General features: G+C 60.0%; 19 protein-coding genes and 1 pseudogene. 15 read left to right on the top strand and 5 right to left on the bottom strand.

Translation table 11 applies throughout. The annotated features are described in order from the left end of the window. The first annotated feature begins 33 nt into the window (after positions 1-33). Genes O0882_RS12120 through O0882_RS12095 form a run of 6 tightly spaced genes read left to right on the top strand, consistent with a single transcriptional unit; the run spans position 34 to position 9,808 of the window. A complete protein-coding gene (locus O0882_RS12120; protein WP_289948221.1) occupies positions 34-2,088 on the top strand; it encodes a TonB-dependent receptor in 2,055 nt (684 codons plus the stop codon). Beyond that, positions 2,085-3,380, top strand: coding sequence for an MFS transporter (locus O0882_RS12115; RefSeq protein ID WP_289948219.1), 1,296 nt, complete (start codon positions 2,085-2,087; stop codon positions 3,378-3,380). The genes O0882_RS12120 and O0882_RS12115 overlap by 4 nt, the downstream gene beginning before the upstream one ends. Then, the gene (locus tag O0882_RS12110) at positions 3,377-5,035 is read left to right on the top strand and encodes a thioesterase domain-containing protein (RefSeq protein WP_289948218.1); all 1,659 of its coding nucleotides are present in this window, start codon (positions 3,377-3,379) and stop codon (positions 5,033-5,035) included. The genes O0882_RS12115 and O0882_RS12110 overlap by 4 nt, the downstream gene beginning before the upstream one ends. Next, the gene (locus O0882_RS12105; RefSeq protein WP_289948216.1) at positions 5,032-6,228 is read left to right on the top strand and encodes an FAD-dependent monooxygenase; all 1,197 of its coding nucleotides are present in this window, start codon (positions 5,032-5,034) and stop codon (positions 6,226-6,228) included. The genes O0882_RS12110 and O0882_RS12105 overlap by 4 nt, the downstream gene beginning before the upstream one ends. Next, positions 6,225-8,051 (top strand): ABC transporter ATP-binding protein, encoded by a 1,827-nt coding sequence (locus O0882_RS12100; RefSeq protein ID WP_289948214.1) that lies wholly within the window; start codon positions 6,225-6,227, stop codon positions 8,049-8,051. The genes O0882_RS12105 and O0882_RS12100 overlap by 4 nt, the downstream gene beginning before the upstream one ends. Next, positions 8,051-9,808, top strand: coding sequence for an ABC transporter ATP-binding protein (locus tag O0882_RS12095; RefSeq protein WP_289948212.1), 1,758 nt, complete (start codon positions 8,051-8,053; stop codon positions 9,806-9,808). Before O0882_RS12100 ends, O0882_RS12095 begins: the two co-directional genes overlap by 1 nt. Before the next feature lie 23 nt (positions 9,809-9,831). Here O0882_RS12095 and O0882_RS12090 read toward each other — a convergent pair whose 3' ends face one another. Both O0882_RS12090 and O0882_RS12085 read right to left on the bottom strand, forming a co-directional pair. Then, the gene (locus tag O0882_RS12090; protein ID WP_289948211.1) at positions 9,832-10,758 is read right to left on the bottom strand and encodes an AraC family transcriptional regulator; all 927 of its coding nucleotides are present in this window, start codon (positions 10,756-10,758) and stop codon (positions 9,832-9,834) included. A gap of 170 nt (positions 10,759-10,928) precedes the next feature. Continuing rightward, positions 10,929-11,129 (bottom strand): annotated as a pseudogene (locus O0882_RS12085) (ATP-binding protein); the annotation flags it as partial. 39 nt (positions 11,130-11,168) lie between these two features. Here O0882_RS12085 and O0882_RS12080 point away from each other — a divergent pair. Both O0882_RS12080 and O0882_RS12075 read left to right on the top strand, forming a co-directional pair. Further along, positions 11,169-11,681 carry a hypothetical protein gene (locus O0882_RS12080; RefSeq protein WP_289948208.1) on the top strand — a complete coding sequence of 171 codons (513 nt, stop codon included), beginning with the start codon at positions 11,169-11,171 and terminating at the stop codon, positions 11,679-11,681. Positions 11,682-11,873: 192 nt separating this feature from the next. Beyond that, a complete protein-coding gene (locus O0882_RS12075; protein ID WP_289948205.1) occupies positions 11,874-12,443 on the top strand; it encodes a hypothetical protein in 570 nt (189 codons plus the stop codon). On the opposite strand, the gene O0882_RS12070 is transcribed toward O0882_RS12075, so the two are convergent. Both O0882_RS12070 and O0882_RS12065 read right to left on the bottom strand, forming a co-directional pair. Then, complete coding sequence (locus O0882_RS12070) at positions 12,395-13,114, bottom strand: SDR family oxidoreductase (protein WP_289948203.1); 720 nt, start codon at positions 13,112-13,114, stop codon at positions 12,395-12,397. The two genes, O0882_RS12075 and O0882_RS12070, sit on opposite strands and share 49 nt — an antisense overlap. 61 nt (positions 13,115-13,175) lie before the next feature. Next, positions 13,176-14,036: a LysR substrate-binding domain-containing protein gene (locus O0882_RS12065; protein WP_289948201.1), complete on the bottom strand. Its 861-nt coding sequence runs from the start codon at positions 14,034-14,036 to the stop codon at positions 13,176-13,178. 116 nt (positions 14,037-14,152) lie between these two features. Between O0882_RS12065 and O0882_RS12060 the strand changes: the two genes are divergently transcribed. The 7 genes from O0882_RS12060 (at position 14,153) to O0882_RS12030 (ending at position 21,292) form a co-directional block, all read left to right on the top strand. Beyond that, on the top strand, positions 14,153-15,691 hold the full coding sequence (locus tag O0882_RS12060) for an MFS transporter (protein WP_289948199.1): 1,539 nt from the start codon (positions 14,153-14,155) through the stop codon (positions 15,689-15,691). 72 nt (positions 15,692-15,763) lie between these two features. Beyond that, positions 15,764-16,558, top strand: a complete 795-nt coding sequence (locus O0882_RS12055; RefSeq protein ID WP_289948197.1) for a hypothetical protein — start codon at positions 15,764-15,766, stop codon at positions 16,556-16,558. 173 nt (positions 16,559-16,731) lie between these two features. Continuing rightward, positions 16,732-17,244 carry a DUF1579 domain-containing protein gene (locus O0882_RS12050; RefSeq protein WP_289948195.1) on the top strand — a complete coding sequence of 171 codons (513 nt, stop codon included), beginning with the start codon at positions 16,732-16,734 and terminating at the stop codon, positions 17,242-17,244. Between the two features lie 533 nt (positions 17,245-17,777). Further along, the gene (locus O0882_RS12045; protein ID WP_289948194.1) at positions 17,778-18,068 is read left to right on the top strand and encodes a hypothetical protein; all 291 of its coding nucleotides are present in this window, start codon (positions 17,778-17,780) and stop codon (positions 18,066-18,068) included. Positions 18,069-18,710: 642 nt separating this feature from the next. Next, positions 18,711-19,472 (top strand): hypothetical protein, encoded by a 762-nt coding sequence (locus tag O0882_RS12040; RefSeq protein ID WP_289948193.1) that lies wholly within the window; start codon positions 18,711-18,713, stop codon positions 19,470-19,472. A gap of 441 nt (positions 19,473-19,913) precedes the next feature. Then, positions 19,914-20,861 (top strand): alpha/beta hydrolase, encoded by a 948-nt coding sequence (locus tag O0882_RS12035; protein ID WP_289948191.1) that lies wholly within the window; start codon positions 19,914-19,916, stop codon positions 20,859-20,861. A gap of 20 nt (positions 20,862-20,881) precedes the next feature. Further along, positions 20,882-21,292, top strand: a complete 411-nt coding sequence (locus O0882_RS12030) for a GNAT family N-acetyltransferase (protein ID WP_289948190.1) — start codon at positions 20,882-20,884, stop codon at positions 21,290-21,292. A 54-nt stretch (positions 21,293-21,346) separates the two neighbouring features. On the opposite strand, the gene O0882_RS12025 is transcribed toward O0882_RS12030, so the two are convergent. Then, a complete protein-coding gene (locus O0882_RS12025) occupies positions 21,347-22,408 on the bottom strand; it encodes a nitronate monooxygenase (RefSeq protein ID WP_289948189.1) in 1,062 nt (353 codons plus the stop codon). Positions 22,409-22,430 lie beyond the last annotated feature (22 nt).

Here is a 22,430-nt window from a genome sequence, read left to right as displayed (position 1 = left end):
GATACTGCAAGCACTGATCAAAGAGGAGGGGTAATGAAGTCGAGCTATTTGCCTGGGCTATTGCTGGCAGGCGGTGTGTTGGGTGCGAGTGGAATGTCGAACGAGGCGGCCGCGCAGCAGCCCGATGAGCGTGTTCTGTCTGAACTGGTGGTGACCTCGACCAAGCTCGATGCCACCGGGGCGGCGCCGGACGCCGCCAGTTCGGTCGCCACGTCGGCGCGCCTGGATGCGGCCGGTGTCGTGCGGACGGATGAGTTGGGCAAGATATTTCCCGAATTGACGGTTCTGCCACGCAGCACGCGCGCGTATTCACTGTTCACCATGCGCGGCGCCCCCGCGATCGATTTCTACAATCCGGCGGTGACGGTGTATGTCGATGGCATACCGCAGGACATGACTTACTTCGCGCAGCCGTTGACCGGCATATCCCAGGTCGAACTATTGAAAGGCCCGCAAGGCAGCCTGTATGGACGTTCCGCCCAGGGCGGTGTCATCAACATCATTACCGACCAGCCGAACAACACCGGCAAGGCGCAATTGAGTCTCGATGTCAGCAATATGGCGCGCCGCCTCGGCGTCATGGCAGGCGGTGCGCTGATCAAGGACACGCTGTATGGCGACATCAATGTGTATGCCGACCGCTATCCGGGGCGGTTGCGGGCGGCCAATGGCGCCGACGACCTCGATTCCAGCCATGAGGCGCTGGGGCGCGCGCGGTTGCGCTGGGCCCCCATCGGCGGCAACCTCGATGCCATGCTGACTGTCAGTCGTGACCGCTACAGCGCGCACGACGAGTATTTCCAGTCCTTTCCCTTGCAAGATCGCCGTGCCATCGCCCCGACCCCCTTCGACTTCGCCGAACCAGCGCTGGGCCGTAGCGTGGGCCAGGTCGGGCTTGGCATCACTTACTTCATGGACGGCTGGAAGCTGACGTCCAGCAGTTCCTATCAGGACCGCAAACTCGACCGCGTGCTCACCACGGGCAATGCCGACCCGGAAAACCAAAAGACGTATTACCAGGAGCTGCGCCTGGCCACCAGCGGTGGCGCGCGCGCGGTCGACGGCGTCGTCGGCCTGTACTACGAGAAACAGGATTTCGAGCGCTGGCGTGGTGTGGCGGTGCCGACCGTGCCGGCCTTCCTGTTTCCCGGCCCCAGCAAAAGCGCATCCACGGTCACCTCCACGGCCATTTTTGGCGAAGCGGTCTGGCATCTCGATGAGCGTCTGGATCTGACCGGTGGCTTGCGCTATGGCAGGGACAAGGCCGACATTGATTTCAAGCGTAGCGGGCCGGCGGCCTTGTCTTTCGTCGCGGACAAGCGTTTCAGTCATGTCAGTCCCAAATTGGCGCTGGGTTATCAATGGACACCCGCCTGGCGTGTCTATGGCCTGGTGAGCGAAGGCTACAAGGCTGGCGGGTATAACCGTGTCGCGGAAAATACCGCCGGTGGCATTCCTTACGACGCAGAAACCATACGCAACGTCGAGGCGGGCTTCAAGGCAGAGTTGATGGATAGCCGTTTGCGGCTGGAGGGCACGCTCTTCGGCAGCCAGACTCGCGATTTGCAGGCGCCTGTGCAATCCGGTCCGTTCCAGATGCTGACCAATGTTGGCGACGCCAGGACCCGGGGCGTGGAAATCAACGCCGCTTTTGCTGCCACGCCAAACTTCAGTCTGCGCGGCGGCGCCAGCCGGACGCACAGCACGATAGAAAACTACCATGCCCCCGCCGGCAATGCGGATTTGAACGGCAAACGGGTTCCCTATGTGGTGCCATTGAGCCTGCGCGCGGGCACCGAGCTGCGCTTCCAGATGGCGGGCGCCGGTTGGCTGCATTGGAACACCAACCTCAGCTATACAGGCGACTTATGGTTCGACACGGCCAATACCCTGCGTCAGCCCACCCACACCTTGCTCGATACCTCGCTGCGGTGGGAGCTCAACAAACGCGTCAGCGTGACCGCGTATGTGGACAATGTCACCGACCGCGTCGTCGCCAGCTACGCCTTCTCGTTCGGGCCATTGGGTAATTTCGGACAATACAACCGTGGACGCGCGGTCGGCTTACGCCTGCAAGCGCAACTATGATGAAAAAAGTGGGCGCGAGCATCGCGGGCGGTGGTCTGCTCGCCACCCTGGGCGGCCTGTATGCCACCCAGGGGCTATTGAGCGGGTTGGTGCATGAGGGCTTGCCCGTGCTGTTGCGCGCCCGCGGCATCGGTCTGGACAAGATCGGTTTGCTGTCACTGTTATTCCTGCCCAGCGCCCTGAAATTCTTGTGGGCGTCGCGGATAGACCGTCTGACGGCCGGCCAACCCGAACAAAGCCTGCGCTGGGCGAAACATTTCCAGCTGTTCCTGTTGCTAGGCGTGCTGGTGCTGACTTTGCTGCCGCTCGAATCGTCATTATCGGCCATCCTGCTTTTGCTGTTGATACTGACGGTCGCATCGGTCACGCAGGACATCGTTGTCGACGGCATGGCGATACAAGCGCTGCCTGGTGCGCAGCGCGGGCTTGGCAACAGCATGCAGATCGGCGGTAGCTATCTGGGTTACATACTCGGCGGCGGCATGCTGGTCGCCGCCGTCGGCTATCTGGGCTGGGAGAGCGGCATCCGTTGTCTTGCCGCGCTGGTGGCGCTGTGCGGCCTGCCCGCATGGTGGCTGCGCCGTCGACGCATCGTACCGGTGGTGCCCGTCGTCGCGACAACCCCCAGTCTGAAGGCCGCCTGGCGCCGGTCATCGATACGCTGGGGCATGGCGACCATTATCAGTTGTCAGGCGTCGCTGCGCTGGTTCACCGCCATCATGCTGACCTATCTGGTCGACCGGGGCTTCGCGGTGGTGGAGATCGGCCTGCTGTCGGGCGCCGGTGTCGCCACAGCCGGTGTCGTCGGCGCTTTGCTGGGCGGCATACTGCTGAAGCGGTATCGGCGTGCAAGCATGCTCAAAGCGAGCCTGATCGCGCATCTCTCGCTGCAACTTGCCTATCTGCTGATGGAAAGCCAGGGCTGGCATGGGAAAATATTGCTGGCATCCGTGTTCCTGCTGTTCTGCACCACCATGTCGCTCGGTTTTGTGGTGTTGTACTCCATCATGATGGACTGGGCGTCGCCAACACAGGCGGGTACCGATTATTCACTATTGCAATGTACCGACGCTTGTTGCGCCGTGGTCTTCGGTCTGGCCGCGGGCTGGGCGACATCCAGGCTGGGGTACGGCGCTACCTTCATCATCACCAGCGCGCTCGCATTCACGGGCGCGGTACTGGCACCGCGCTTGTACGCCAAGGCGATGGCCGGTATGGCGTCGGAAGCGGAGATAGATGCAGATGGCAAGCGAGAAACTGGCCCGGGCATGATCGTCGAGGCCGGTTTATGACGGCTTCCAATGCGCGCTTGCAGGACGGCGTCATGCTGACACGACTCGTGTATGCGCGCCTCAACGACCTGGCGACGGCGCTGGATGCGGGGGCGCGTTTCGACTTCATGAATCGTGGCTATGCCGCGCCGGGCGTCGATTCAAGCGCGCGCGCCATGCACGAGCGATTGCTGTGGGAAATCATCGGCGACACGCCTTTGGACGGCCGCCACATCCTCGACGCCGGTTGCGGGCGCGGTGGCACGCTGGCGGCGATCGCCGCCAGGCATTCTCCGGCCGGGTTGATCGGCATTGACCTGTCGCCGGAGCAGATCGCTGCCTGTCGCAAGCGTTTCGGCCGGCTGAAAATCCGCTGGCAAGTAGCCGATGTCTCCGGCTTGCCCCAGGCGGCCGCCAGCCAGGATGTCATCCTGGCGATCGAGGTGTTGCGGGAATTGCAGCTGCCGTCCGCCTTTATCGACAGCGCGGCGAGAACCCTCCGCCCCGGCGCCAGCCTGCTGGTTGCCGACCTGCTCGACGACGGGGCCTGGGCCATGCTGGTCGCTTGCCTTCGCGATAGCGGTTTCAAGCTCGATTCCAGTCGCGACCTGAGCGCGGGCGTACTGGCCGCCGCCACACGCAGGCAGGCGCGCTATCAAGGGGGCGCGCAAATCGGCCCGATGATCGGCAGCGAGGAAAATTTCCTGAGAACGGTACTGGGCGAGGAATTGGCCGCGCAACAGGCCGCCTTGGCTGGCGCACGCTTGCGATACCAGGTCATGCGGTTCGTCCGCGACGACAAGCCCGTCCATGGCGATGTGCCGGAGTGGCATTGGCCGTTGCCGACGGCCGCGGGCATGGCAACTGACATGCCGCTCCTCATGGCGCCGGAGGCGGTCGACGAGGTATTTCCCTACGGCGCGCCAGCCGGGGACGGGCGCCTGCCGGTATTCGCCTTCCCCTTCGCCGGCGGCGGGGCCTCGGTATTTCGTGGCTGGCCTCAAACCCTCGCCAATGAGATGCAATTTTGTCCGGTACAGTTACCTGGTCGCGAAGGCTTTCTGGTCGATGCGCCTTTGCAAACAATGGAGCAGTGTCGCGCATGGACGATGACCCAAATCAGGCCCCACCTCGACGCCCTGGGCCCTGAACGCCCCTACGCGTTGTTCGGCCATTGCCTTGGCGGCCTGTTGGCCTATGAACTGGCGCTGGCGTTGACCGACGCGGGCAGGCCGCCGGCGGCGTTGTGGTTGACGGCGACCAATCCACCCCACCTGCCGTTGTCGTCGATGCTGCTCCATTTATTGCAAATCGTCCCCTTCGACAACGCCGACCTGGCTGTCGTACTCCGTGTGCTGGGCGGCACGCCGCCTGAGGTACTGGCGGCACCGGCCATGATGCGTGCCATGCAAAAAACCATGCAGGCCGATTTCGCCGTTGGCGCGCGATACCAGCGGTTTGACCGGCGGCGTTTGCCATGTCCCGTCCATACCTTGGCGGGCACGCGCGACAAGCTGGTGACGCCGGCGCACATGCGCGCCTGGCAGGATTATGGTTCGACGCCCGTCGCGGGTAAAACGGTGGATGCCGAGCATTTTTTTCTACGTGAATCCCGGCTCGACGTTCAGGCGATGTTGCGCACCCAGGCCGTGGCAATCGACGGGGGCTCGGCATGAGCGGAAAACGCATCCTGGTGTCCGGAGCCGGCATGGGCGGCCTGTGCGCGGCGTGGTGGCTAAGCCGCGGCGGCTACGAGGTGACGATCGTCGAACAGGCGGCCGGCTTGCGCGATGAGGGGTACATGCTTAGCGTGTCCGGCGCGGGGTGCCGCGTCATCGAAGCGATGGGCTTGCTACCACGCTTGCGCCAGGCCGCCTTGCCGATCAACCGCAATCTGTATCTGGACGCCCGTGGACGCACTATCATGCGGCTCGATCACGGCAAGCTGTTGACCCAACTTGATCATCACGTGCTGCTACGCGGTGATCTTGCCGATATTTTGTACCAAAGCCTGGATGACACGGTGACTTTGCAATTGGGCACAAAGATTTCTTCATTGCAGCAAGATGTGCGGGGCGTTGATGTGCAATTCGGCGATGGCCACAGCCGGCGCTTCGATTACGTGATCGGCGCCGACGGCTTTCGTTCGGAGATGCGGCGTCTTGTCTTCGGACCGGACGCCGATTTCTGCCACCACCTGGGGATGCAGGCGGCCGCCTACTGGATAGATGGCACGACGGCGTTGGAAGAGGACATGGTGGCCTTCGCCGAACCACGCCGCATGAGCATGTATTACCAGCTCGGCGCCCGGGGTGTCACCGCGCTGCATATCTGGAAATCAGACCTGGCGACGGCGCCGGGACCGGGCGCGCGCAAAGCCCATCTGCTCGGTCGATTTGCCGGCAGCCATCAACGGGTGATCGAATCGCTCACCAGGCTGTCCGCCACCAGTCCCGTGTATATGGACGCGCTGATGCAGGTCCACCTGCCCGACTGGCATCGCGGCAGGGTCGTGCTGCTGGGGGACGCGGCACATTGCCTGGCCTTGTCGAACGGGCAGGGGGCGAGCATGGCATTGGCAGGTGCATATTGCCTGGCGCAGCAACTGGCCGCCGATTCGAGCCCGGCGGCCCTGTCGCGCTATCAGCAAGGCATGCAGCATGGCATCGAGGCTTTACAACGCCGCGGCCGCAACGCCGCCCGGCTGTATTTGCCGGATAGCGCCTGGTCTTATCGCTTGCGAAATTGGGTCATGGGCGCGATGCCCAAATCGATGCTGCTCAACTATTTTATCAAAAGCGCTCAGGAAGAACTTCATATGACCGACCATATCCAGTTACGGCAAGCGGACGGGCGGGCCCCGTCATGAGCGATCAACCCTCCCCCCGCAAACGCGGACTTGGCGCCTTGCTGGCGCTGGCCGGCGAGCGCAAAGGCAGTCTGATCTGGGCCACCGTATTGAGCGCACTGAGCAGCGTGCTGTCGCTAGCGCCGCTGCTGGTGATTTATCTGGTGCTGTTGCGTCTGGCGCAGCCAGCACCAGCCAGGACCTTGACGGAACTGTGGCCCATCCTTGCCTGGGGGGCGCTGGCGATGGGTTTGCGCTGGTTGCTGCAGGTCGGCGCCGGTGTGCTGGCACATCTGGCGGCGTTCAACATCCTGTTCGATTTGCGGCTGGCGGTGACGGATAAACTCAGGCGTGTCCCCGTGGGCTCGATCACCGTCCACAGCGCGGAATCGACCAATAAAATCCTGCGCGACGACGTAGACCGGCTGGAGCTGTTCATCGCGCACCACCTCAATGACAGCGCCGCCGCCTTGACCTTGCCCGTGTTCAGCGCCATTGTCCTGTTTTATCTGGACTGGCGCATGGCCCTGGCGACCTTGTTCACCGTGCCTTTGGCTGTGGTGGTGCAATTGTTGCTGTGGAAAAAAGTGCCCGAGGTGATGCGTGAATATAACGCGGCCAATGCCAGCCTGGCCAGCCAGGTTGTGCAATATGTGCAGGGCATCGCGGTCATCAAGACCCATCACCGGGGCGCGGCGAGCAATGGCGCCGCTGCCGGTTTGCCGCGCGCGGTCGCCGCCTATTTCGATGTTATCGTGCGCATGGTGAAGTCGACGGTGCCAGCCTGGTCTGCTTTCACCGTCGTCATCGGTGCCAACACGCTATGCATATTGCCGTTTGGTGGTTACTGGTATTTGCGGGGCAGCTTGTCGCTCGAGTTATTTGTGCTGTGCCTGTTGCTGGGCCTTGGTATCACCAGACCTTTGTTCCAGTTGGCCTTTTTCGGCAGCCTGATGCGGCTGATACAGGACGGTTACGGTCGTGTGCGGGATTTGATGGAAACACCGGAATTGCCGCACACGGCCGGAGCACGGACGCCCGTCGATAACAGTGTTGAATTTGACGGCGCGGGCTTCGCTTACGGCGACGCGAATGTCCTGCACGATGTCAGTTTCAAGATCGCCGCCGGCAGTTTGACCGCCATCGTCGGCCCCAGCGGGGCAGGCAAGTCGACCCTGGCCCAGTTGCTGGTGCGCTTTTGGGATGTGCGGCAGGGCGGGATAAAAATCGGCGGCGCTGACGTGCGTGAACTGCCGCTGGCGGACATGCATGCGCAAGTGGCGTATGTCATGCAGGATGTTTTTCTGTTCCGCGACACGGTGCTGGAAAATATTCGTCTGGGGCGCAAGGATATCTCGGAACAGCAGGTGGTGGCCGCCGCCACCGCCGCCCAGGCGCACGATTTCATCAGTCGCTTGCCCCAGGGGTATCAAACAATGCTGGGCGAACGTGGCGCCCGCCTGTCCGGCGGTGAAAAACAGCGTCTGTCCATTGCCCGGGCCCTGGTCAAGGATGCGCCCATCGTGGTGCTCGACGAGGCCACCGCGTTTTCCGACCCCATCAACGAAGCACAGATATTGGAAGCGATTGGTGTGCTGACCTGCGGCAAAACCGTCATGGTCATCGCCCACCGCTTGTCTACCATCGTCGAAGCGGACCAGATCGTCGTGCTCGATGGCGGACGCGTCGTCGGCTGCGGCAAACATGCGCAATTGCTGGACGACTGTGCTGTGTATCGCACCTTATGGCGCTTGCAAAGCGATAACGTCAACTGGAAAATCAAGTCGGCTACAGCCGGTGAACAATGTGTCTTATCCGACCCAGCGGTCGAAGGAGCTGCCTGATGCGAATGATATTTGGATTGATACGCATATTGCGCGGCAATAGTCCCGCGAATAACACCGGCCGCTTCCGCCGCAGCATCTCCTGGAGAATCGCCGAGTCCCTGTTCGCCACCATTCCGTATCTGGTGTTATTTGCGGCATTGAATGCCATGTTCGGTGGCACGTTTGACATGGGTTTCATGGTCCGGTTGACACTGGTGCTGGTTGCCAGCCTGGCGCTCCAGTTATTATGCAGCGTCGCAGCCAATGTCGATGGCTTTGTCGGCGGCACCGGCATGATGTGTGACTTGCGTCTGCAAATCGCCGAACATCTGCGCAGGTTGCCATTGGGGTTTTACGCGCGCCGCCAGACCGGCGAACTGACGGCGGTCATGACGGAAAACCTGCTGCATGTGGAAGAAGCCTTCACCCATCTGGCGGGCGAGTTATGCGGCAGGCTGGCCGTCGCCGGGCTGACGGGCATTGTGCTGCTGTATATTGACTGGCAACTGGGCTTGCTGGCCATGGCCAGCGTCGTCGCCGGATTGATGCTATTTCGCGTCATGAAAAAAGCCGCCGGCCAGCTCGGTCGCGCCAAAGTCGCGCAAAAAGCGCTGACCAATAGCCGCCTGCTGGAATTTGTACAGGGCATCAAGGTGATACGCGCCTTCGGCTTGTCGGCGCGTGGCTATGACAAGGTGCTGGACGCGTTACAAAACCTGCGCAGTTTGTCGATACGAGTGGAAATCATCGCCGGTATCGCCGCGATGGGTTTTTCCATCTTGCTGGAAATCGGCTTTCTGCTGGTCGTGGCACTGGCTTTCCAACTGTCTGTGATTGGCGATCTGGGCCATGCCAGGCTGGTCATGTTCCTGGTCATGAGCCATCGCTTCTTCGCCATGATGAATGAATCGGCGGTATTGATCGCCCAGCTTTCTTTCTATGAAAAGAGCTTTGAAAGGATCGCCGACGTGCTCGATGAAAAGGGCTTGCCGGAACCCGTTTCGGCTGTGGCGCCGGAGCGCTACGACATCGAATTTTGCGATGTCAGCTACAGTGCGGAAACGGGCGCCCAAACCTTGAGCAATATCTCGTTTCACGCCCATCCCGGTAGCGTGACGGCGTTGGTCGGGCCCAGTGGCGCCGGCAAGACGACTATCGTGCATTTATTGGCCCGCTTCCATGACGTGGCGGAAGGAAAAATCTTGATCGGCGGCGTAGACATCCGTAGCCTGCGCCAGGACGACCTGCTCGACCTGCTCGCCGTCGTCCTGCAGGAAAGCTATCTGTTCAATGACACGGTGGAAAACAACTTACGCATCGCCAGGCCTGATGCCAGCCATGAAGAGTTGCTCGGGGCAACGCGCGCCGCCTGCTGTGACGACTTCATCGCCGCGCTGCCGCAGGGATATCAAACCGTGATAGGCGAGGGCGGTGGCAGTCTGTCCGGCGGTGAGCGGCAACGCCTGTCGATCGCACGCGCCATCCTGAAAGACGCCCCCATCATTCTGCTTGACGAGGCCACCGCGTCCATAGACGCGGGCAATGAATATGCGATCCGACAAGCGATGGCGGCACTGGTGCGTGGCAAGACCGTACTGATGATTGCACATCGGCTGCACACGATCGCCGATGCCGATCAGATACTGGTGCTCGAACACGGCAGACTGATCGAACAGGGTCGGCATGCCGACCTGATGCGGGAGGCCGGCCTGTATGCGCGCTTTTGGGAGCGGCAGGAAGTGAGCCGCCACTGGCGGTTTCGCCGTGTGGCCTGACCGTGGATATTGTGCGGACATCGTCAGGGCGAGGTTTTTAATTGCGAAAATTCCCTCGGGGACATCCCGAAATGGCGTCGGAACAGTTTCGAGAAATGGCTGGGATTGGCGTACCCGGTTTGCATCACGACCTCCGTGATGCTAAGTTCAGTGCTGCTCAGCATCTGCGCCGCGGCCTGCATGCGTTTCTCTTGCAAATATGCATGGACTGAATTGCCGAATAATGTCTTGAAACCTTCTTTGAGTTTTCGTTCGTTCAGATTGGCGGCGTGCGCGAGCTCCGCCAATGACCAATTGTGGTCCAAGCGCGACAACAGGCATTCCCTCGCGCGATCCAGTTTTTTATGATCTCGCCTTTGAATGGCCGGCTTCTCCGCGCTTTGCGGCGCTTCCAAAAGAGGCAATAATGCATCGACCATCAGCGACAGCAGCTCCAGTGCCTTGCTATGCAAGAAGAGCTGCTGAACTCCTTCGGGTGTTCGCTGGCGAAAAATGTGTTCCGCTACTGCACGTATGGCCGCAGAAGCAGGGAACTGATACAGGAAACTCTCGGCCCCCCCCGGACGCTGCTTCGCGTGGGCGGCCAAGCGTTGCAACATCGGTTGAATTTGCATGCCTTGAATCTGTTCGAGTGTTTGTGCCGTGAAATGAATTTCGATGGCGCGCAGTCGCTGGTGCGCGGGCAGGTTTGTCTCCGAACAACTGCTGGTGGGTGACGCGAATAATAAAGCCTGATCGGGGAAAAAATTAATCCGTGAACGATCGGCTATGATCGATTCTCCGCTGCCTTCCAAAAAGACGCACAAGGCAAGGCATGGCGGCGACTCTGATTTCACGCTGCGGTATTGCTCTGGCGTATAGTCAATATGGGATATCCTGATCCCCGGCCCCGTGCATATTTGATGGCGGGTATCCTCAAACTGGTTGGGTATTGATCTCAAATTGTTCATAAACGCTCATCACAACTTCGGTTGAACAACTGAGCCTGCATGGCATCCCCAGAACATTGCATGTCAGGCAAATAGTTCACCAAGTGTAAATGAGAATCAATCTTATTCCAAACTATTTCAACGAATAGTGGACACCAGCAGTGTCGCCGGTTTCCCGATCGCGGCGTGCCGTCGGCGATGGTGGCGCCGCCGATCCAAGCATGCCAATGTTCGACAGGCAGCTGGCTGGTGATGATGGTGGCCTTGTTGCCAGCGCGGTCGTCGATGATCTCCAGCAGGTCCGAGCGCGTCATGCCGTCGATGGCACCGATGCCCCAGTCATCGAGCGCCAGCAGGTCGGTCTTGGCCAGTTGGAGCGGCCATTTGCCGAAGGTAAAGGAAACAGCCTGCAAGCTGACACGCTTTACTTGATGTTGGGCGAGGGTGCCGGCAAATCCGGTCGCAACCTTGTGGCGGCCCTTGATTCCGAAGTTCTAGCCAAGCGGGCATTGCTGGTGCACCGGTTGGAAGTCCTCCAAATGCAGCGAAGAGGTATGCAAAGCCGGCTCGGATCATCGATCAGGTGTGATAGCGGACAATCGACGACAGGAGGCAGCAGCGCGGGCGTCACTTGGATGACTGGCGAAATGGCGGTACCATTACGGCGAGCAGGTATGCCATCCTATTATTGGCTCGGGCTGGCGCCGGGCAGTACGGGCTTGGTCGTGATGTCCCGCCAGACCTTCGTGGCCGCGCAGACAGGATCGCTGCACGTCTTTTATAGCGTTCATGCCGATGCATTAGCAAGCTGCTTTGGACCGGACCTGCGCAAGCAGATGGACCAAAACCTAATGATGCTGAGCATTCTCAAGGCAAAGCCGGTCTCGGCATTTTTCGTCACCTGGCTGCAGCTTGCCGGAACGATGGATATTTTGTCGCGATAGCAGCGAATCGGACAAGGAGATCGTAAGTGCGAACGGCAAGGGGGCTTGGTTTCGAGTGGCGCGCGTTGCGGCACTCGCGCATTTGCAGGCGACGTGCTGGTGTTTCGCTGCGGCCCTGATGGCTATGTTGCCAGCTGGCGCCGGAGCCGAGCCTCGGCTCATCGCTAAGCGAAACCATTCGGTCACTTCGACGTGGCCGGCGCGGCCAGTTCCAGCATCGGCGTGTCGGCCCCCGTGTACGGCTTGATCCGCCCGGCCGGCGCCGGCTGGAGCGACGCCCTGACGCAAGGTACTTTGGTGGCGGGCGTGCTGCTGCTGGCTGCTTTTATCCTGATCGAGCGGCGCGCCGCGCAACCCATCCTGCCGCTGCGCCTCTTTGCCGATACGCAACGCAATGCCGCGTACGGGGCCAGGGTGCTGTTTCTGGGCGCCATGATCGGCTTTTTCTTTTTCACCACGCAATTCTTGCAAGTGGTGCTCGCTTATCCGCCATCGTTGACGGGCCTGGCTTTCCTGCCCATGACCCTGGTGAACTTCGGCGCGTCTGACGCGCCGCTTCGGCAATGCGCGCCTGCCATGGGACTGGCGACGACCTTGCCGGGCATGGCCCTGAGTCCGCTGACGGCAGCCGGCGTGCCGCTGCTGGCGCACCGCGTGACGTTGGCCCTGGGCAGCGCGAGCACCATGCTGGCGTTGCTGCTGGTGCTGACTTGTCAGGCGCGCCCGCCGAGGCTGCCTCCGCCATCCACCGCCAGCACCTGACCTGTCACGTAGGCGGCTTGCTCCGATAGCAGGAAGCCGACGGCGGCGGCAATGTCATTCGGCTGTCCCAGGCGCCGCATCGGTATCGTTGCAAGAACCTGGCGTTCCAGCTCACTGCCGACGGGGCGCGTCTTGCGGAACAGTTCCGTTTCCACGGGGCCTGGTGCGACCGCATTGACCGTCACGCCGTGCTCGGCCAATTCCAGCGCCCAGGTTCTCGTGCAGCCGACCAGGGCGCTTTTGGCGGCGGAATAGGCGGTGCGGTCCACGCTGCCGTAGATCGCCCGGCTGCAAATATTCACGATCCGGCCATACCGGCGTTGCTTCATCGCATCCACGAACTGCTGTGTCACCTGGATGGCGGCACGCACGTTCAGATCGAAGACATTCTGCAAGGTGGCAAAGTCGATTTGACCCAGCGGCTGGGGCGAGGCAATGCCAGCATTGTTCACGATGCCGTCGATGTGAAACTGTGTTTCAAGCGCCTTGAGAACCTGCGCCGTCTGCGCCAGATCGGACAGATCGCAAGCCACCAGCGTGCCTGGAAAGTCCACGCCTTCAATGTGCCGCGCGATGCCGACGACCCGATGGCCTTGCTGATGCAGCAAGGCGCTGATGGCATAACCGATACCGCGTGTCGCGCCAGTGACAAGAAAAGTACGAGATGTCATGAGAGAGTATTTCCTTTGGCCTGAAAATGCACACCTGCGAAGGCTACACTTTTTTGCAACTTCACGCCGCCGCCCCGGCTGACCACTCGCGCAGCAATTGCCCGAACGCTTCGGCCGCCGCCGTGCTGTCAGCGGCGCGCCAGACGAGCTGGAACTGGGCGGCGGGCAGGGCGGGCAAGCCATGCTGGCCATCGACGACGACCATGCCCGGCTCCAGGTCGCCCTGCGGAAGGGCCGTGATGGCCAGCCCGGCCAGCACGGCGGCGCGCAAGCCCTGCTGGCTGGGCGAGGTGAACGCCACGCGCCAGTCGAGACCGGCGCCGTCGAGGGCGGTGACGCCCACTTGCCGGTGCATGCACGGCGCCGGGGAAAACGCCAGCGGCAGCGGCAGCGCGCCGTCATGCCGGAAATCCTGCGCCGCCGCCCAGACGAAGCGCGTGCGGCGCAGCACGGCCGCGTCATCTTGCCCATCCGCCAGGGCCATGACGACGGCCAGGTCCAGCGCATCGGCGGCGACCAGTTTCTGCAAGTCAAGATAGGTGCCGACCGTCACATCCAGGCGCACGGCGGGAAACAGGTGCGCGAACTGCGCCAGCAGGGCGGGCAGGCGCGCGCCCATGAAATTTTCCGGCACGCCAAAGCGCACGGCGCCGGCAATCGAGGAACGCTGGAAGCGCCGCGACAGCGCATCCTGCGCCGCCAGGATCTGCCGCGCGTGGCGCAGGAAATCCTCGCCATCTTCCGTCAGGCGCAGGCTGCGCGTCGTGCGCAGCAGCAGCGCGGCGCCCGCCTGCTCTTCCAGGCGGCGGATCTGGTGGCTGATGGCGGACTGGCTCAGGTGCAGCCGTTCGGCGGCGCGCGTAAAGCCGCCCGTGTCCGCTACGGCGACCAAGGCGCGCAGCAGGGCGGTATCGAAGTCCATGAAGCTCCCGTGATTCATGATGAAAATGAATGAATTGTACAAAATTTTATCATTTCCCTCATGAGTCGAGGCTTTCTAGAATGCTGGCTCGCAGTGCGCCGTCTCCACGCGCCCCTATGACTACCGACATCAAGGCTTCGATGCACCTGACTACTTCGCAACAAAATACCCTGACCCTGGCCGCCGTGTGCCTGGCCTCGCTCATGTTTGGCCTGGAAATTTCCAGCGTGCCCGTCATCCTGCCCACCCTGGAAACGGTGCTGCATGGCGACTTCAAGGACTTGCAATGGATCATGAACGCCTACACCCTGGCCTGCACCACCGTGCTGATGGCCACGGGCACCCTGGCCGACCGCTACGGCCGCAAACGCCTGCTGCTCGCCAGCCTGGCGCTGTTCGGCCTCAGTTCGCTCGTGTGCGGCTGGGCCGGCAGCACGGGCGTGCTGATCGCCGCGCGCGCGCTGCAGGGCGCGGCCGGCGGCGCCATGCTGATTTGCCAGGTGGCCGTGCTGTCGCAGCAGTTTCCGTCCGGCGCCGCGCGGGGCCGGGCATTTGGCGCCTGGGGCATCGTGTTTGGCCTGGGCCTGGGCTTCGGCCCCATCATTGGCGCGGCCATCGTCGCGCTATCGAGCTGGCAATGGGTATTTCTCGTGCACGGGCCACTGGCCGTCGTCGCGCTGCTGCTGGCGGGCCTGGGCGTGACGGAATCGCGCGATCCGCAGCGGCGCAAGCTGGACGTGGCCGGCATCGCCACCCTGTCGCTGGCCGTGTTCAGCCTGGCGTGGTGCATCACGCAGGGGCCGGCGCTGGGCGTCACCGACCCGCGCACCGTGGCCAGCCTGGCCGTGGCGCTGGCCGGTTTTGCCGCGTTTGCCGTCATCGAACGGCGCCAGCCTGAACCGATGATCGATTTCAGTGTATTTCACATCCGCCGTTTCTCGGGCGCGCTGCTCGGTTCGGCGGGCATGAACTGCAGTTTCTGGCCGCTCATGATTTATCTGCCCCTGTACGTGCAGCATGGCCTCGGCTATAGCAGCCTGGGCACGGGCCTGACCCTGCTGGCCTACACCTTGCCCACCTTGCTCATGCCGCCGCTGGCCGAGCGGCTGGCGCTGCGCTACCGGGCCGATGCGGTCATTCCCGCCGGCTTGCTGGCCATCGGCGCAGGCTTTTTGCTGATGCTGTGGGGCAGCCATGCGGACGCCGCCAGCTGGCTGACGATCTTGCCCGGCTGCCTGCTAGCGGGCACGGGCCTCGGGCTGACCAACACGCCCGTCACCAACACGACGACGGCCGCCGTGCCCGGCGAACGGGCCGGCATGGCGTCCAGTATCGACATCAGCGCGCGCATGGTCAGCCTGTCGGTGAATATCGCGCTGATGGGCTTTATTCTTGTCGAAGGCATCCAGTCCGCCTTGCGCCAGCATGTGCCTGCCGCGATTGATGCGGCGGCGCTGCGCGCCATGGCGGAGGATTTGTCGGCAGGCAAGGGCGCCGGCGCGCTGCCGGCCGGCGTGGCGAAGCTGGCGCTGGCACAGGGATTTGGCGCCGTGATGCTGTATGGTGGCGTGGCCGCCTGCCTGTTCGCTGTCGCCAGCTGGCTGGTGTTTGGCACCGGGCGGACGCGGCGGGCAGCCGGGCTGCCGACGCACTGAGATTCGGTAGCCGGTGAGGCTATAATCTGGGCACGTTGGCAAGTCTTGCCCAACGTTATTACGAGGCCGCCCATGCATAAACTGATTTCCGAACTCACCCGCCTGTATCTGTTCGATGAACAGCAGCAATACGTCGATGCGGACGGCGGCGTGCAGCCTTTGATGCCGGCCGTGCTGGCGCGCCATCTGTCGGGCGAGCAGACGGTGGCCGTGCAACTCGTGACCAGTCGCGGCCTGACGCGCGCGCTGGTGCTGGAGTTTGGCGGCAAGGGCGGCGGCGAAGCGCACTGGAGCGCGCTGTGCACGATCGCCAATGCCGTGCAGCACGAGCTGGACTTGCCTGCGCCCGCCGTCAGCATCTCGGGCACGGCGTTCCAGCTGTGGCTGTCGCTGGCCACGCCCATGCCCGTCACCCAGGCGCGCCAGTTCGTGCAACTGCTGCGCTCCACTTTTTTACCTGCCTCGACCGACATTCTCGCCGTCGCGCCGCCTGCTTACGTGGAGCAGGTGGCGCTCCCCCCCGCGTTGCAGCCGTCGGGCAAGTGGGCCGCCTTCATCCACCCCAGCATGGGCGCCGCCTTCGTCGACGAACCGGGCCTGGACATGCCGCCGCCGCCAGCCGCCCAGCTGGGCTTCCTGGAAAGTTTGCGCAGCATCAACCCGGCCCAGTTCGCGCAAGCGCTGGCGAAATTGCAGGGACATGCGGGGCTGGCTGTCGCCGTGCCCGCTCCCGTCGCCACCGCATTGCCAGTGGCAACGTCCGCCACTGCGCCGGGCCTGCTGCTGCAGGACGCCACGCTGGAAGACATCGTGCGCTGGCTGCATGCGCGCAATATCGAGCCGACTTTGCGGCACAGGTTGCCTTAATGGGGCGATTGCAGATGTTGGCGGCAGGCGGCCAGTAGCGGACATTTGACGGATGTGACAATGTATGTATTTTTCTTACCGGCAATTTGCTATTCTCTACGGTCGCGCTGGCACATGTTTGCAATGCAAAATCAGGTCGAGCAACGCGTTAAGTCCAATCCAGGAAACCATCAATGCACTTGCCCGCCGAGAAAAATGCCCCCCGAGACTTTGATTTCATCATCGGCGATTGGCTGGTGAAACATCGCCGGCTCAATTCCAGATTCACCAATTGCAAGGAATGGACGGAGTTTGACGGGCTCTCTTCGACCGTCAAGACACTGGGTGGCTTTGGAAACCTGGAGGACAACGTTCTCTACTTCCCGGAAGGTAGCTTCCGGGCCCTTGCACTGCGCTCGTTTTGTATGAAATCCGACACCTGGTCGATCTGGTGGCTCGATGCACGCAATCCGACGACGCTCGATGTCCCTGTTGTTGGAAAATTCTCCAATCACATCGGCGTATTTTTTGCAGATGACCTACTCGATGGCCAGGCAATAAAAGTACGCTTTACCTGGACTGCAACACCGGGGGGGAATCCTCGTTGGGATCAGGCTTTTTCCAAGGACCAAGGAAGAACATGGGAAACGAACTGGATGATGGATTTCGTGCGCGCCACACAGGAAATGGCAGCCATTCAGTCTTGAAGGCCGAGACTGCCAACGGCGGCGAGCGGCTAGGAGCAGTCGTTGAAGCGAAACCTGAGTAACTAAAATCAATGATAAAAATTATGGAATATAAAATACAACTGCAGTTGGGACAGAAAATTTCCCGCATGTCTTTATTTTTTTTCGCGTTAATTTTCTTTGGCTGCGCCTTTGCTCCTGAAGTTGTACCGGCTCATGTAAGGTTTTTTTCCTTGGCGCTATCGGCACTATTTTCTTGCGTAGGGAGCAATAAATCTGCCTTGATTTCACCGACAAAGAGCTTGCAATGGAAGTTCATGCCACCGATACCACGAGCTTTTTTTCTCGCTTTTTTTCAGTTGCTAGCATTGTCGACTGTGATGATGTTCTTGGATGTTTAAATTGCCACGAGTCAACTAGACACTGCTGAACTGCTCATAAACTATGACTGAGCGACAGTCGCAAACAGTCGGTAAAGCATGCAATGGGGCGTAGCCTGTCAACGATGGCAACCGGCCAGAAGCGGATATTGCCAACACAGAAGGGATTGCGACATGGCGCCGATTCTACTTTTTATAGTCGAGGACGCGTTTCAGATAACTAATCGTGGATGCGTGCTTGCTCCCGGCCCTTCAGGAGAGGCCGGTGCGCAGCCGATTCGAATTGGAGATCGCCTCCAGTTGCGCAAGCCAGATGGGCAAAGCTTCGAAACTGTGATTCAAGGTGTGGAAATGTTGGGTAGCCCAAGACAGAAGGTCATCACGGCTCCAATCCTTTTACCAAGAGATATTACGAAAAATGATGTTCCGAAAGGAACGGAAGTGTGGCTCATTCCCCGGGGCTGATTGCCGAGTAACCTGTCGCAATTAAACGCGCGAATTCCTTGTCGCGTTTATGCCGATTGTTAGTGTCCGCAATGGCGGCGTAACCTGCCAACGACGGAAACCGGCCAGAAGCGGACAATCAGTTATCCGATTTCGCTGGCATGAACTCTTTTCTCACTAACGGCAATTTGCATATGAGTCTTATACCTGTTGGCTTTATTCTTGGTGGATTTTTACTTGCTGCCGTAATTTCTGAGCGGTCATTGCGATACGGTGATGAGACGCAGCATGGCCGTTTGCTCAAGGGGACTGCAACTTTGAGGAAGATGCACCTTGTAGGGATTCCACTTCTTCTTTTGCTTAGTTATTTCTTTCCCATGGCATTCTGGCCCGGTCTCACGGGATACTTCACTTGTGCTACATGGATGGCCGCTACACGAATCCGGACATTGGAGCTTCCCCGTAAGCTTCAATAGATGCAAATTGCGTCGGTAGCTTCGTTGGCATTTGGCGCGGGATTAGGATGGATTGCGGCCTCGCTTGCTTTGCCGAACAACGTCTGACGGTCTGAGTTCGGCCAACAGCGGCTCGTCACAACCTTAACGAATAATTGCTGTGTACTTATTTTCTCACTACCCAAAATCTATCGAAAATGAAATTTTGATGACCTCTTTACGAAAATTTCCACGGCGATTGCTCGTTTGCTTCTACTGGGGTGTATTCTCGCTTTCCCTTCCGGCCTTAGCAGCTGAGCTTGAAACAACGCAGGTTTTTCTCAGTAACGGCCAACTTGAATACGTTGGCGACCTCGATGACGGAGCAAATCAGCGGCTGTTCGATCTGTACGAAAAACTGGTAAATAAGCCAACTATGCTGTCGATACGGAGTCGTGGTGGTGAGGTGAATACTGGCATGGCCCTTGGCGCTTGGGTGTACTCGCACCACCTCAATGTGCGAGTATTGGAATTCTGCTTGTCGTCCTGTGCGAACTACGTTTTCACTGCCGCAAAGCAGAAAATCGTCAGCAACTTCGCTGTCGTTGGCTACCATGGCGGCCCGGGCGATTTGAAGAATCTAAAATTCGATGCGAAGATCGAAGCGATGCTCTCTACGTTGGCCCCCGAAGCACGAAAAACGATTATGGACGAACTTACTACAACGATCAGACTCTACGGCCAGCGTGAAATCGCATATTTTCAGAAAATTGGTGTGCGTTCCGATATTTCATCTCTAGGGCAGAACGACCAATACGAGAAATTTACTGTCGGTGCTAGCGGCTGGACTTATTCTCAAGAGGATTTTGCTTTGCTAGGTGTCAGAAACATAACCGTCATCAATCCACCATGGAAACCGGGTAGCACCTTACATGAACTCATTTTTGCAACGATTCCTGTATCCAAGATACCTGCTCCGCCGCTTCCCTGACGACGTTGACAATTAACTGGGTAAATCTTTTGCCTCATTCCGTCCGCTTTGGGGCGGAAGTTGCCAATGACAGCAAGCGGCCAAATGCCGACGTTGAGAAGAAAACTAAAACCGACCTGAACCTATGCTCCCAAAGCGTACAAAATCTCAACTAGCAGCCGAACTGGGGCGCTTCGTCCAGCAGTATGCCCGCAAGGCCCATAAAAATTGGGACCCTAATGACCGAAGCTATGATAGAAAACTGGAAGAGAAAATGAAGAGGCTATCGCCAGAAGATTTGTCAGAACTGCTTTCTGGTGACGATATTGAACCAATAGTCCGCTCCCCGTTACCGAAAGAGGATTAGGCCGTCTTCAGCCAGAAGCAGTCAGTCAGATTGAATGGCTTACCCTGGTTTTGGCATCAAATTTTGTCGCCTCACCATGATTGGAATGAAATCCTGTGAAATATCTTCTCAGTATTATTGCGGTGTTTGCTTGTACTAGTGTGCATGCTGCTGCATGGCAGCCTGCCAGCGGATACCAGCAATTGCCGATCTGGCCTGGAGTGATACCTGACGCGAAATCAGCCGCTGGACCGGAAGACGAGATAACGTTACGAGAAGATCGACTCATCGCAGGACGGCCTTGGTTGGAACTGGATAATGTCACGCGGCCTACGATGACAATTTACTCGCCAAAGGGACGGAACACGGGCGCTGCCGTTATCGTTTTTCCCGGCGGAGGCTATTGGAGGCTGGCCATCGACCTGGAAGGAACGGAAGTTTGTGACTGGCTGACATCGATTGGTGTTACGTGCGTGCTGTTGAAATATCGTGTCCCCGGATCAGGTCCCCACTGGGACCAAATTCGTAATGTCCGTGTCATTCCAAAGACGCATACGGCATTGCAAGATGCACAGAGAACGTTGGGCCTCGTCCGCCATCATGCAGTTGACTGGAAAATTGACCCGAACAAGATTGGGGTGCTGGGGTTTTCTGCAGGCGGCCACCTGGTCGCGTCAATCAGTACGCATCATCAGCGGATATATGCGCCTGTTGACAAGGCAGACGAGGAAAGCTGTCGTCCCGATTTTGCAGTGTCTCTTTATCCTGGCCATATGTCGGTCAACTATAAAAATGACCTTTCAAAGTTGAACCCAAGCATTGAAGTTAGCAGTCAAACACCTCCGACCTTCCTGCTGCATGCGCAAGACGATCCGGTAGACCCGGTAGAGTTTTCTCTTCTTTATTATGCGGCCCTGAAGAATGCGAATGTACCCGTTGAGATGCATTTGTTCGCCGAGGGAGGGCACGCGTTCGGGCTCCGTCCTACGCAGTTTCCAATCACAAAATGGCCCACGTTGGTCGAAACGTGGCTGGGCACGATAGGAATGATACCCAAGAATTAGTAATGCATGCAATCTGGCCTATGAATATCAACTACACATCCGATCAGCCATGCGCCGAGGCGTTCAAGGCACTGTACGACACGACTGGCTGGGGGCCGGTATCACGCGGGACCGCGTTTTATCAAGATGCACTTGACGGCTCCTGGTGTTCGCGATCCGCTTATTTTGGCGGCCAACTTGTTGGTTTTGTGCGTGTCATTTCCGATGGCCGCTTGCACGCGTTTGTCACCGAGATGATTGTTCACCCCGAATTTCAACAGCAGGGAATCGGAGCGGCTTTGCTTAATTCCATTCTTGATGAATGTCGCGACGCTGGCATTGCAGATGTCCAGCTTTTCAGCGCCAAAGGCAAGTCGATATTCTACGAAAAACTTGGATTTTCCTCACGACCGGAAGATGCGCCTGGCATGCAATTCAAGACAGCCACCTGAGTACAATGCAGCCGCAGCGTCGAGCCAGATATCTCTCTGGCCGGCATGCTGACTTCAAGCCGCCATTTCCCGAGCCAAGGTCAACACCAGTTCCTCTGCCCCCATTTCCCGCGCCAGCGGCGCACCCTGGCCGGCCCATTGCGCGGCAAATTCGCTGTCGCCGCGCTGGCTTGCCAGCGCGTTCAATTGTTTTGCGGCATCGTAGGCGACGGGGTAGCCGGCCGGCGGTGGGCTGCCCGGCGCTTCGCCATGCTCGATCAGACGGTTCACCATGCCGCGCGCCAGGCGGCCCGAGAGCACGCTCGTCAGGCGCGTGGCTGCCGCCCGTTCGCTTTGCAGGTTGGCGCGGTAGCCCGCGTTGGCCGACGATTCCGGGCACAGCACGAACGCCGTGCCCAGCTGGGCCGCTGCGGCGCCCAGGTCCAGCGCGGCGCGGATACCTTGTCCATCCATGATGCCGCCGGCGGCGATCAGGGGTAGCGTCGTGTGGCTAGCCAGCAGGCGCAGCAGCACCGACGTGCTGTGGCGCTCATCCTGCGCTTGCGGATCGAAGACGCCGCGATGCCCGCCCGCTTCCACGCCTTGCGCCACGATAGCGTCGACGCCCGCCTGTTCGATCAGGATCGCTTCGCGCAGATTGGTGGCTGTGGCCATGGTATAGATGCCGGCCTGGCGCAGGGCGGCGATCTGTTGCACCGTTGGCAAACCGAAATGAAAGCTGACGACGGCGGGGCGCTGCTCCAGCAGCAGGGCAAACGCTTCCTCATTACCGAGAAACGTTTGGTAAATCTCATCGAGCTGCGCTGGCACGGCCGCGCCCAGCTCCGCAAACAGGGGCGCCAGGTGCGTCAGCCAAGCCGCTTCGCGCCGCGCATCCCTCACTGCCGGCGCATGGCAGAACACATTGATATTGAAGGGCTTGTCCGTCAGCGCGCGCGTATCCATGATCATCTGGCGCGCCTGCGCCACCGTGCCGGCGCCGATGCCCAGAGACCCCAGGCCGCCCGAATGCGAGACGGCGGCGGCCAGGCGCGGCGTGGAGACGCCCGCCATCGGCGCCTGGATGATGGGGTGCTGCAAGCCGATGCGGTCGAGGAAGCGCTGGATTGAAGTCATGATGTTTCCTTCATCAAGTTAA

Origin of the sequence: Janthinobacterium sp. SUN073 (genome assembly GCF_030397665.1) — a bacterium.
GTDB lineage: Bacteria > Pseudomonadota > Gammaproteobacteria > Burkholderiales > Burkholderiaceae_D > Janthinobacterium.
The sequence above is the reverse complement of the archived record's forward strand: the minus strand, read 5'-3'. Positions and strand labels throughout refer to the sequence as shown.